Genomic DNA, 11666 nt, shown 5'->3' with positions numbered 1-11666 from the left:
CCGGCCCCTCGAACACCCCTGACCGCAGCCCAACTCGGGCGTTGCACCAACCATCTCACCTCACCACGCGAGGAGCTTCGCCATGCGCTTCCGCAAGATTCACGGCGCAGGAAACGACTTCGTCCTCCTCTCCGACATCGAACCGGACGCCGACAGGGACTGGCCCAAGGAGGCCGAACGCCTGTGTGCCAGGCGTACCGGCGTGGGCGCCGACGGGCTGGTCATCAGCAGAATGGTCAGCGGCAACCCCGCCGTCGCGGATGTCTCCTGCTTCAACGCGGACGGCTCGGTCGCAACCATGTGCGGCAATGCTCTGCGCTGCTCCGCCTGGGCCGCGCACCACGATCACGGCTTCCAGCAGATGAGTCTTCGCATGGTCGGAGTGCCACACGAAGCGGTCGTGCTCGACGACTCGGTGTGGGTCACGGCCGAGATCGGCGACATTCTCCCCCGTTGCTTACAGACCGTCATCAACGGCAAGCCGACGTGGTTCGACAGCGCCCACACCGGCACGGAGCACGTCGTGGCCGTCGTGGATGACGTGGACGTCATCGACGCGGTGACCGTCGGACGCATCGTCCGCCACCACCCCGACCTCGCTCCACTGGGGACGAACGTCAACTTCGTTCAACGTGCCGGCCGTCAGGCACTGAAGGTCCGCACCTACGAACGCGGCGTCGAGTCGGAAACCCTCTCGTGCGGGAGTGGGGCAGTCGCGGCCGTCGTCGTCGCCACCATGCGCGGACTCGTAGCACCGCGCGCCGTCACTGTGCGCAACCGGGCCGGGGAGCCACTCACGGTCCGGCCGCATGAAGACCGACCGAACCGAACCCGCTGGGTCGGCGGCCCCGTCACCAACGCCTTCGAAGGGGTGCTCGCATGACTCTCTTCCTCAGCCCGAGTTCGGACTTCGCGGTGCAGAAAGCCACTGAGGAACTCCGACAGTGGGGGCAGAGCCGCCAGGACCTCGGTGTCGCCCTTATCTACGGGCCTGTATCCCCCGAGGACAGGCTTTACCACTCGAAGTGCCCCGTCGCACAGCGATCCGTCACCGCCCTGGCCGGGGCCCTCGAAGAGATCGGCGCCCGATGGAAGGTGCTCGACCCGTGCGAGCCGGACTTCGTCATGGATCTCACCGGGTACGACGTGGCCCTCTCGAACCTGCACGGTCCGTACGGTGAAGACGGGCGGTTGCAGGGCCTGCTCGACTACCTTCGCGTGCCTTACTGCGGCAGCGGCGTCGGGGCATCCGCGGTAGCCGCCGACAAGATCCTTTGCAAGCGGGTCATGCTGACCCTCGGCGTGCCCACGCCCGGCTGGCGCGTCTGGTCCGGCGGCCCGGCGAACTGGAACGGGCGCACCGTCATGGTGAAGCCACCCCTCGGCGGGTCCAGCGTAGGTATGACTCTCGTCCGCGATGCGATGGAGCTGCCCCGCGCCCTGGCGGACGCCGCCGGCGAGGAGGGCGTGCACGTGCTCATCGAGGACTACGTGATCGGTACGCCGCTGACCGTGGGCATGCTGGCGCTTCCAGGCGGCTCGGTCGTCGCCTTCCCCCCCACTCGCCACCGAGGCGGCCGATGCCGAGTTCTACGACGCCGACACCAAGCTCGACGTGGAGTCCAAGGGCACTGTGACCGTCCGCGCCGCCGAGCTGGCACCCGATGTGCTGGACAGGATCACCAGAGACGCCCAGACCCTGTGGGAGGGGATCGGACTGCGAGGCTCGGCGCGTATCGACTTCATGCTCACCGAGGACGGCGACGCGTACGCCTTGGAGGTGAACAGCACGCCGGGCATGTCCCGTGACAGCAACTTCGCAGTCGGGGCGGCGATGGTCGGACTCACGCACACGGACGTCGTCTTGGCAATGCTGCACGAGGCCCTGGCCCGGTCGCCGTACGATGTCCCCCTGCCCACTCCCGTGTTTTCCAGCACCACGGCGACTCGGGAGGCTGCCGTCTCGCCGTAGGAGCCTGCCGCTGTGCCGCGCGTCCACGATGTTCCCATGTGCCGACAGCTCATCACCCCCTCCGAGTGGGATCTACACGGAGGTTGGGCACTCGGGGACAGGATCGACTGGTCCAACCGGGCGTGCGGCCTAGCGTCGCTACGGATGATCCTTCTCGCCTACGGACGCCAGGCCCCTACAGTCACCGAACTGCTGAAGCTCGCGGTCAAGTATGAGGTTCTGACCCCGCGTGGAGCGCTCCACGCGGGAATCGCGAGTCTGGCAAGTGACCTCGGAGTGCCGTCTCGCGCCGAGCCCGTGCCCGCCGAAGAGTTGCTCTCCAAGCTCGACGACGCTCCGCTCATCGCGTCTGTGACGGAGCAGTTCCCCGACGATGGCCGCTCCGGCGGCCACCTCGTCATCCTTCGTGGGTACGAGGCCGGCCCGGACCCGGCGATCCACTTCCGCGATCCTTCCGCCTGGGGCCAGACGCATGATCGCGTCCTGCTTAGCCGCCTGGCCCACTCGTACACCGGGCGCGCGATCACCTTTGCGCCCCTGAACCACGGAGACTCCGCATGACCGAGGCAGACGCCTCCGTCGCCCCCCAGACGGCCGGCGACCCGGCGCAGCCGGAGGGAGGACGGCTGATCGCCGTACTCGGTGAAATGCTCGAACTGGGAGACGAAGCCGTTGATGCCCACCGTGAAGTCGGCCGGATGGCTGGCGAGTTCGGCATCGACATGGTGATTGGCGTCGGTGGCGAGCTCGTGAAGCAGCTCGTGTTGTCCGCGGGAGCCGCAGGCGTCCCCGATATCGCTCTCGTCGCTGACAACGAGACCGCCGCGACCCTCCTCGAAGAGATCCTCCGCCCCGGCGACAAGGTACTCGTAAAGGCTTCGCGGGGTGGCATGCTGTGGCAGGTTGCTCAGCGACTCACTGGCCAGCCAGTCACCGGCTTCTGAGTAGGCTCACCGCCAGCTCGGCGAGCTGAACACGCGAGATACAGGGGCGGCACCTCCAGAGGTGAGGGCCGTGAGTCGCCCGCAAATATGCGTGGATTTAAGCGACCACCGCGCCCCGGCCCCTGAGGGCGCTCCGAGCCGCCAGGCCCTGCTGGCATGAGGCACCCACCAAATATCCCTCATTAGGATGAATTGGCGACCCTAGAAGGTTATTTCCGTAGGCGCTCTGCCACTCTACCGTTAGCCGTGATCTTCAGGTGCTCGCTAACGAGAGGAAGCCATGACCGAGACCGAAGCGAAGGAACTGTTCGACCAGATCGATACTGACCGAGATGGTCAGATCAACATCGTTGAACTGGCCAATCACTTCAAGCGAGAAGGACATCAAGGCAAGCTCAAGGAAAAGGTCAAGGCCGCTTTGGAAGCAGATGCGAACCATGACCGGGTCATTGACTTCAATGAGTTTCAGCAGATGGTGAAGTGATAACGTCGATGACTCATCAGCCCCGAGGCCCGCACGGGAACACCATCCCACCGACCTCGGGGCTGTTCGGCTGCATCTCCTCGTAGAACTGGGTGGCCTATTTACGCCAGTTCCCCCGGATGCCGCTCCACCGGCCTCAGCCTGGACACCCGCCTCCGCCACGCCGCAGCACCCTCCGCGCTGGACTTCCGCGCGTGACACCAGCGACAAAGCGCCTGAAGGTTCGCCGGCCGTGGTCGTCGCCCGGGACGACGTGGTCCACGTCCGTGGCCGGCGCCGCACACCGCCCCCGTGTCCCGCCGGACGGCCACGCACCGAAACCTGTCCGCTTCAGGACGGACAGGCGACGAACCGGCCAGTCCCCAGGTAGGCACAAACGCCGGTTACTGCCATGCCAGGACAAAGGACTCCTTCCCGCGCTGCCGCTCGGTCTCGCGCTGATGCTTCTCGAAGCGTCCACCGGCTCGGGTCAGCTCGGGGCACCCCGGGGACAGAGCACGGGGGCGGGGGCTTCGGGGCATTGGGGTTCACCTCCAAACAAGGGGTGGGGGCTTGTCGCAGCTCATCGGGATGCTGTTGATTTCTTGGAAGAGGCTTGAGTGGGGTTCCAACGAGTGAATTTTTTGCGCTCGGTGCCCCATTTGTGCTCCCCAAGGAAAAACATCTGTTCCGGTTTCACCGCATAAGGAGGCGGATCTTGATGTCCAGCATGCTTTCCTGTCGTGCCGGAATGGCCACGACAGCCAGACATACCGCGCTGGCCCTGCTGCTGGTAGGCGGTACTCATGCCTGAGCTGAAGCAATCCAAATCGGAGTGGACCTCGAACGACTGGTACAAGGTCTGCGGCGAGTTCACATTCCGCCCACGCCTCCGTTACCAGATGATGAATAAGAAGGACCATTCGGGTCGCCCCATTTGGGGCGTGGAAGTGCCTGACCTGAACTCCGCTAGGTGGGAGCCGGAGTTCGAGTTCGCGTACGACATCTGGACATCCAATGGTGTCTCCGGCGCTGCCCTCACCCAGCGAGGCCAACACTCCGTGTGGCTGTTCGCCACCATCTACTCGGAGTACCAATGGTCTGGCGGCGGCAGGTATGAGACAGCCCGGGTCGCCAAAATCGGGACCAAGCGATGCTGCAAGCCCTCGCACCGCGAAACCATCTCGGCAGATCGGAGGATCGAATGTGACTCCGGGAAGTACTACGTGGAGTGGTCGATCAGCCGCCTCGCGGACGACGGCACCGCGGACAGGCAGGGGGACGGCGGGCCGCAGGGCGTCATCGAGTGGGACTCCGACGCAGCGCAGATCAAACGCGAAATCGCGATTAACCAGAATATTTACGGCTAAAGCGGTTCCTTGCGCCGCAGTGCCCTATTACGGGGGCGCTGTCTCTATGCGGCGAACCGCCCGGCCCCAAACTTCGTCTCGGTCTTCAACCGATGACGCCCACGGCACAACACCTGCCGCACCTGAACCGCCCGCGGAACCCCAGAGTTGACAACCCGCGGGCCGCGGCCCTGAAAACACCACTCCATGCGGCCAGGGAGGGGAGGGAAGCGACCGGTTGAACCCGCGAGTCGACAGCAGAGGTGCACATGCCGAGAGCGTCATAGGGGGCCGCAGGGCACAGACGGTTGGCCACATGACCAACGCGTGACCAACGGCGGTCAGAAACGGTTAGAAACCGCAGGACAAAGACCACTATAGATCGCCGCTACCGGCCCCCGACCAGACGGAAAAATGCCTGGTCAGGGGCCATTTCGTAGATCATCTAGGCCAGGGGTGGCGGCCCCGGCCGTCTCTTGCGCTTATCGCGCCCGGTCGTTCAGAGCCGGTTCGCCAGTGCCTTGAAGTCCGTCCAGGACTGCGCGGGGGTGCGCGGGTCCCAGGTCTTCTGTGCGAGCGCCGCGAGCGGCAGCCGGATCCCGGCTGCGATCTGCTGCGCGGTCTGCGCCTGCGCGTGGTCGCACCAGATCCCGAACCGCGCGCCCGGAATACGGTCGGCCCCGGTCTGGCTCGTTGGTACGGCGACGGGCGAGGTGTGCCGCAGCACCCGCGGGGTCCAGCTCTGGTAGATCCGCTCGCCGGTCGGGTACGTGAAGCCGTTGGGCTCGCCGAGGACGTAGTAGAGGAACTCGTCGTTGACGTTGAGCACGGTGCGGCCCTCGCGGAGGAACTCGGCGGGGTCGCGGGCGCCGATCTCCCTGCCGGTCCAGTAGGCGACCGTGCGGTTCTTGTCCGCGGCCACCTTGCCGCCGGCGAAGAAGCCGTCGTTCCACGCCTCGATCCGGGTCTTGCCGGCGGCCTGGACGGTCTTCTGCCGGTCGTTGAGCCAGCCGGTCGCCAGGTCCTTGATGGTGGCGCCGGAGCCGTACTTGTCCCGGGCGGCGCTGGCCAGCTGCGGGTACTTGCCCTCGGGGTCCGAGGACATCAGCGCCTGGTACTCGTCGCCGCCCAGGTGCCAGTACGGGCCGGGGAAGAGCTGTCCGTACTCCTTCAGCAGCGAGTCGACGAGTTCGCCGGCCTTGGGCTTGGAGATGTCGATGGCGCCGCGGACGACCGTGCCGGAGGCGCTGCGCAGCTGCAGGTCGGGGTAGTGGGCGAGGACGGCGCCGAGGTGGCCGGGCGAGTCGATCTCCGGGATGAGGGAGACGTGCAGGCTCTGCCCGACCTTGATCAGGTGGCGGACCTGGTCCTTGGTCAGGTGGTCGGCGGAGACGATCTCGGGGTGGGTCTCGCTCTGGATGCGGAAGCCCTGGTCGTCGGAGAAGTGCAGCTGGAGCTGGTTGAGCTTGAGGTCGGCGAGCTGCCGGATGCGGTCCTCGATCCAGCCCGCGGTGAACGGCTTGCGGGCGTTGTCCAGCAGCATGCCGCGCTGGGGGCGGTCCGGGCGGTCGTCGATGGTGCCCTCGGGGAGGCCGCCGGCGGTGTGGACGGCCTGTTTGACGGTCCGGGTGCCGTTGAAGATCCCGGCGTCGGTGGGGGCGGTGAGGGTGAGCCGGCTGCCCTTGGCGGTGAGGGTGTAGGACTCGTCGGCGGCGCCGGCGGTCGGGGCGTTGTTGCCGCGGCCGGCGCCGGCCGCACCGCTGAGCTTCACCTCGATGTCACCGGGCCGGACGTCCTGCTTCCCCCACACCACCGCCAGCCCGCCGAGATCCTTGGCCATGAGTTGCGCTTCGTCGGCGATATTGCTCTTCTCCCCCGCCGATACCACGATCCGGGCGCCCTTGGTCGGCCGCCAGCCGATTCCGTTCGCCGGGCGGAAGTCCCGTACGGCCGGGACGATGTGCGGCGGGCCGGTCACCTTGGCCCAGCTGGGAATGGGCGCGGCGGGGCTGGACGAGCTGGGAGCTGCGCCCGGTGACTCGGAATCGGCGCCCTGCCCGCAGCCGCCGAGCGCCAGGGTGCCGGCCAGCACGGGGACGGCCAGCAGCGCGCGGCGGGTCTCCGGGCCGGCGGCCCGCCGGCCGGTGTGCGGGGGCCGTGGGGAGGCCGAGGGCCGCGGGGAACGCGGCGGCCGCATCGGGTTCGACATCGTGCAATCCTCACTTTTCGGGGCGAAGGCATTGCCAGTCATGCGGAACAGGTCGTCCACCGAGCGCGCGAGGGCTCTCTCATCCGGGTGAAAATCGCGCATCGGTCGGACACTGGCCGGCGAGCGTCGTTAGCGTGGCTTCGCCGCCGCTCACTCCCTGCCGGGGCGCGTGGACCGCCGGAAATCCGCCGGGTGCCACCTCTTGTGACGTATCACCACGCCTGCTTCTCTCTCTGTACGTATCAGACTTTTCACCCATTTCGCCCCACCCGACGCTCGTTTTCCGCCAGTCACCACCGGCTCTCCCGCATCTCCCGGCACTCCCGGCACTCCCGACTCGTCCTCCCCTCGCCGACCGTCCGCAGCCAACCCCCCATCCGCCCGAGGAGCCCACGCTGTCCGGTGACACTCCGGCCGCCCGTCCGCCGGCACGGCCCCGCCCGCCCGTTCCGCGGTGCGGCATACCTTGGCAGACCCGGCTCGCTCCCGGTCCGGCGGCCGGCCTCGACCGCTTCAACGCCCTCCCCCACGCCGACGCCGTGGCCGCCCTGCTGACCTGCTGCGGCTGCCGCCGCTGGGCCGAACGCCTCGCCGCCCACCGCCCCTACCCGGACCCGCAGTCCCTGATGGCCGCCGGCGACGAGGCCGGCTACGACCTCACCCCCGCCGAGCAGAGCGAGGCGCTGACCCGGGAGCCGGCCGCGCCGCTCCCGCCGGTCCGCCCCGGCCCCGGCACCCTCGCCGCCCACACCGCCCTGCGCGCCGCGCACGCCGCGTACGAGCTGCGCTTCCGGCACGCCTTCGTCATCTGCCTCGACGGCTACCGCGACGACGAGCTGATGGACCAGACCCTGCATGCCATCCGCACCCGCCTGGCGCACGAGCCGGACGAGGAGCGGTCGGTCGCCGCGGACCAGTTGCGGCGGCTGGCCCGCGCCAGGCTGGGGCGACTCGCCACGACTTGTCCTTGATGGACCGTTTCGCACTTGTGTGATAGCCCGTTGGTGCCTGTTTGATCACACCTAAGGACCCCCGCGCGAGGAACCGACAGCTCGTCGATACGATGACGAGCGGCCGGTGGACCGTACCCGGCCGGGCCCGACCGACAGAGAAGCCGGCGCGGCCCTAGTCCCCGCTCCCGGAGGGTTCTTCCGTGCCGGCTGGAACGCTGTACCGCGGCCGGGAAGGCATGTGGTCCTGGGTGGCTCACCGAGTCACCGGCGTCCTCATCTTCTTCTTCCTGTTCGTGCACGTCCTCGACACCGCTCTCGTGCGCGTCTCCCCCGACGCGTACGACAACGTCGTCGCGACGTACAAGACGCCGATCGTCAACGTGATGGAGTACGGCCTGGTGGCCGCCATCCTCTTCCATGCGCTCAACGGCCTGCGCGTCATCGCCGTGGACTTCTGGTCCAAGGGCCCGAAGTACCAGAAGCAGATGCTCTGGACCGTCGTCGGTGTCTGGGTCGTGCTGATGGCCGGTGCCTTCTACCCCGTGCTGCAGCACACGCTGCGCACGCTGTTCGGGAGCTGACGCGCAATGTCTGCTGAATCCACCACCGCGAGCGCCACCGCGGCGGAGAACGTCGCGCTCTACGACGCGGACAACCCCGCCCCCGTCATCGAGGCGCCCCGTAAGCGCACCGCGAAGACGCCCAAGTCGACCCGGACCAACTTCGAGCTGTACGGCTGGCTGTTCATGCGGCTGTCCGGCATCGTGCTGGTCGTCCTGGTCCTCGGCCACCTGCTGATCCAGCTGGTGCTCGACGGCGGTGTCTCCAAGATCGGCTTCGCGTTCGTCGCCGGCCGCTGGGCCTCGCCGTTCTGGCAGGTCTGGGACCTGCTGATGCTGTGGCTGGCCATGCTGCACGGCGCCAACGGCCTGCGCACCGTCATCAACGACTACGCGCAGCGGGACAACACCCGCTTCTGGCTGAAGATGCTGCTCTACACCGCCACGGTGTTCACCGTCCTTCTGGGCACGCTGGTGATCTTCACCTTCGACCCGAACATCCGCTAGGCCCCGGGCTGAGGGACTGAGGTAACGACCCATGCAGATCCACAAGTACGACACCGTCATCGTCGGCGCCGGCGGCGCCGGCATGCGCGCCGCCATCGAGGCGACGAAGCGCAGCCGCACCGCCGTGCTGACGAAGCTCTACCCCACCCGCTCCCACACCGGCGCCGCCCAGGGCGGCATGGCCGCGGCCCTCGCCAACGTCGAGGAGGACAACTGGGAGTGGCACACCTTCGACACGGTCAAGGGCGGTGACTACCTGGTCGACCAGGACGCCGCGGAGATCCTGGCGAAGGAGGCCATCGACTCGGTCCTCGACCTGGAGAAGATGGGCCTGCCCTTCAACCGCACGCCGGAGGGCCGGATCGACCAGCGCCGCTTCGGCGGCCACTCCCGCAACCACGGCGAGGCCCCGGTCCGCCGGTCCTGCTACGCCGCGGACCGCACCGGCCACATGATCCTCCAGACGCTGTACCAGAACTGCGTCAAGGAGGGCGTGGAGTTCTTCAACGAGTTCTACGTCCTGGACCAGCTGATCACCGAGGTCGACGGCGTCAAGAAGTCGGCCGGCGTGATCGCCTACGAGCTGGCCACCGGCGAGATCCACGTCTTCCAGGCGAAGGCCGTCGTCTACGCCTCCGGCGGCTGCGGCAAGTTCTTCAAGGTGACGTCCAACGCGCACACGCTGACCGGTGACGGCCAGGCCGCCGTGTACCGCCGCGGGCTGCCGCTGGAGGACATGGAGTTCTTCCAGTTCCACCCGACGGGCATCTGGCGGATGGGCATCCTGCTCACCGAGGGTGCGCGCGGTGAGGGCGGCATCCTCCGCAACAAGGACGGCGAGCGCTTCATGGAGAAGTACGCGCCGGTCATGAAGGACCTCGCCTCCCGTGACGTCGTCTCCCGCTCCATCTACACGGAGATCCGCGAGGGCCGCGGCTGCGGCCCCGAGGGCGACCACGTCTACCTGGACCTGACGCACCTGCCGCCGGAGCAGCTGGACGCCAAGCTGCCGGACATCACCGAGTTCGCGCGCACTTACCTCGGCATCGAGCCCTACACGGACCCGATCCCGATCCAGCCGACCGCGCACTACGCCATGGGCGGCATCCCGACCAACGTCGAGGGCGAGGTGCTGTCCGACAACACCACCGTCGTGCCGGGCCTGTACGCCGCCGGCGAGGTCGCCTGCGTCTCCGTCCACGGCGCCAACCGCCTGGGCACCAACTCGCTGCTGGACATCAACGTCTTCGGCCGCCGGGCCGGCATCGCCGCGGCGGAGTACGCGGCCACCGCCGACTTCGTCGAGCTGCCCGAGGACCCGGCGGCGCTCGTCCAGGAGCAGGTCGAGCGGCTGCGCGAGGCCACCGGCAGCGAGCGGGTCACCGAGATCCGCAAGGAGCTGCAGGAGACCATGGATGCCAACGTCATGGTCTTCCGCACCGAGCAGACGATCAAGACCGCGGTCGAGAAGATCGGCGAGCTGCGCGCCCGCTACAAGAACGTGTCCATCCAGGACAAGGGCAAGCGCTTCAACACCGACCTGCTGGAGGCCATCGAGCTGGGCAACCTGCTCGACCTGGCGGAGGTCATGGCGGTCTCCGCGCTGGCCCGCAAGGAGTCCCGCGGCGGCCACTACCGCGAGGACTACCCCAACCGCGACGACGTCAACTTCATGCGGCACACCATGGCGTACCGCGAGGTGGGCGCAGACGGCTCCGAGTCGATCCGGCTCGACTACAAGCCGGTCGTGCAGACCCGCTACCAGCCGATGGAGCGTAAGTACTGATGAGCACCCCGACTCTCGACAAGCACTCCGCGGCACTGGACGCGGCGGAGAACACCGCGTCGCACCTGATCAGCGTCACCTTCCGGATCCGCCGGTTCAACCCGGAGGTCTCCGAGGAGGCGCGCTGGGAGGACTTCCGGCTGGAGATCGATCCCAAGGAGCGCGTCCTGGACGCCCTCCACAAGATCAAGTGGGAGCTGGACGGCTCGCTGACCTTCCGCCGCTCCTGCGCGCACGGCATCTGCGGCTCGGACGCGATGCGGATCAACGGCCGCAACCGGCTGGCCTGCAAGACGCTGATCAAGGACATCAACCCCGAGAAGCCGATCACCGTCGAGGCCATCAAGGGCCTGACGGTGCTGAAGGACCTTGTCGTCGACATGGACCCCTTCTTCCAGGCGTACCGGGACGTGATGCCGTTCCTGATCACCACCGGCAACGAGCCGACCCGCGAGCGGCTGCAGTCCGCCGAGGACCGCGAGCGCTTCGACGACACCACCAAGTGCATCCTGTGCGCGGCGTGCACCTCCTCGTGCCCCGTGTTCTGGAACGACGGCCAGTACTTCGGCCCGGCGGCGATCGTCAACGCGCACCGCTTCATCTTCGACTCGCGTGACGAGGGCGGCGAGCAGCGGCTGGAGATCCTCAACGACAAGGACGGCGTCTGGCGCTGCCGCACGACCTTCAACTGCACGGACGCCTGCCCGCGCGGTATCGAGGTCACCAAGGCGATCCAGGAAGTCAAGCGGGCGCTGATCACGCGCCGGTTCTGAGCACCTCTTTGCGCCTAAACCGGCGCCGCTTTCGCGGAGTTGGTTGCTCGCCGTACGGGTGCCTCAATTGATGGTTGCTGTGCTGGTGGGCATGGGCCCCGGTTCCTCTTGTGGAAGCGGGGCCTTCGGCGTTTCCGGGTGCCGGGCCGC

General features: G+C 67.6%; 13 protein-coding genes and 1 pseudogene. 12 read left to right on the top strand and 2 right to left on the bottom strand.

The window, feature by feature from the left end; translation table 11 throughout:
• The first annotated feature begins 82 nt into the window (after positions 1–82).
• The 6 genes and pseudogenes from dapF (at position 83) to B073_RS44595 (ending at position 3400) form a co-directional block, all read left to right on the top strand.
• Positions 83–883, top strand: coding sequence for a diaminopimelate epimerase (gene dapF / locus B073_RS0129615; protein ID WP_018541708.1), 801 nt, complete (start codon positions 83–85; stop codon positions 881–883).
• A pseudogene (locus tag B073_RS49105) lies at positions 880–1467 on the top strand (D-alanine--D-alanine ligase); the annotation flags it as partial. The gene dapF and the pseudogene B073_RS49105, both read left to right, overlap by 4 nt.
• A 148-nt stretch (positions 1468–1615) precedes the next feature.
• A complete protein-coding gene (locus B073_RS48860; protein ID WP_267881436.1) occupies positions 1616–1972 on the top strand; it encodes a hypothetical protein in 357 nt (118 codons plus the stop codon).
• A 36-nt stretch (positions 1973–2008) separates the two neighbouring features.
• Complete coding sequence (locus B073_RS0129600; RefSeq protein WP_018541705.1) at positions 2009–2533, top strand: C39 family peptidase; 525 nt, start codon at positions 2009–2011, stop codon at positions 2531–2533.
• Positions 2530–2916: a glutamate ligase domain-containing protein gene (locus B073_RS41485; protein ID WP_018541704.1), complete on the top strand. Its 387-nt coding sequence runs from the start codon at positions 2530–2532 to the stop codon at positions 2914–2916. The genes B073_RS0129600 and B073_RS41485 overlap by 4 nt, the downstream gene beginning before the upstream one ends.
• 280 nt (positions 2917–3196) lie before the next feature.
• The gene (locus B073_RS44595; protein ID WP_078508236.1) at positions 3197–3400 is read left to right on the top strand and encodes an EF-hand domain-containing protein; all 204 of its coding nucleotides are present in this window, start codon (positions 3197–3199) and stop codon (positions 3398–3400) included.
• A gap of 562 nt (positions 3401–3962) precedes the next feature.
• On the opposite strand, the gene B073_RS46750 is transcribed toward B073_RS44595, so the two are convergent.
• Entirely contained in the window at positions 3963–4187 is a 225-nt protein-coding gene (locus B073_RS46750; RefSeq protein WP_158690246.1) for a hypothetical protein, read from the bottom strand.
• Between B073_RS46750 and B073_RS0129585 the strand changes: the two genes are divergently transcribed.
• The gene (locus tag B073_RS0129585) at positions 4186–4749 is read left to right on the top strand and encodes a hypothetical protein (RefSeq protein WP_018541702.1); all 564 of its coding nucleotides are present in this window, start codon (positions 4186–4188) and stop codon (positions 4747–4749) included. The two genes, B073_RS46750 and B073_RS0129585, sit on opposite strands and share 2 nt — an antisense overlap.
• Positions 4750–5227: 478 nt before the next feature.
• Here the strand turns inward: B073_RS0129585 and B073_RS0129580 are convergent, their stop codons facing one another.
• Positions 5228–6937: a beta-N-acetylhexosaminidase gene (locus B073_RS0129580; protein WP_018541701.1), complete on the bottom strand. Its 1710-nt coding sequence runs from the start codon at positions 6935–6937 to the stop codon at positions 5228–5230.
• Positions 6938–7398: 461 nt separating this feature from the next.
• On the opposite strand from B073_RS0129580, the gene B073_RS41475 reads away from it, so the two are divergent.
• From B073_RS41475 to B073_RS0129555, 5 genes are all read left to right on the top strand, one after another.
• On the top strand, positions 7399–7908 hold the full coding sequence (locus tag B073_RS41475) for a 2-oxo-4-hydroxy-4-carboxy-5-ureidoimidazoline decarboxylase (protein WP_051094256.1): 510 nt from the start codon (positions 7399–7401) through the stop codon (positions 7906–7908).
• Between the two features lie 182 nt (positions 7909–8090).
• The gene (gene sdhC / locus B073_RS0129570; protein WP_016574684.1) at positions 8091–8471 is read left to right on the top strand and encodes a succinate dehydrogenase, cytochrome b556 subunit; all 381 of its coding nucleotides are present in this window, start codon (positions 8091–8093) and stop codon (positions 8469–8471) included.
• A 6-nt stretch (positions 8472–8477) separates the two neighbouring features.
• Positions 8478–8957: a succinate dehydrogenase hydrophobic membrane anchor subunit gene (locus tag B073_RS0129565; protein WP_018541698.1), complete on the top strand. Its 480-nt coding sequence runs from the start codon at positions 8478–8480 to the stop codon at positions 8955–8957.
• Between the two features lie 31 nt (positions 8958–8988).
• Positions 8989–10743, top strand: a complete 1755-nt coding sequence (gene sdhA / locus B073_RS0129560) for a succinate dehydrogenase flavoprotein subunit (protein WP_018541697.1) — start codon at positions 8989–8991, stop codon at positions 10741–10743.
• A complete protein-coding gene (locus B073_RS0129555; RefSeq protein ID WP_018541696.1) occupies positions 10743–11516 on the top strand; it encodes a succinate dehydrogenase iron-sulfur subunit in 774 nt (257 codons plus the stop codon). The genes sdhA and B073_RS0129555 overlap by 1 nt, the downstream gene beginning before the upstream one ends.
• Positions 11517–11666: the final 150 nt, after the last annotated feature.

Origin of the sequence: Streptomyces sp. MspMP-M5, assembly GCF_000373585.1 — a bacterium.
Classification (GTDB): Bacteria; Actinomycetota; Actinomycetes; order Streptomycetales; family Streptomycetaceae; genus Streptomyces.
This window is presented reverse-complemented; position numbering and strand designations above follow the sequence as displayed.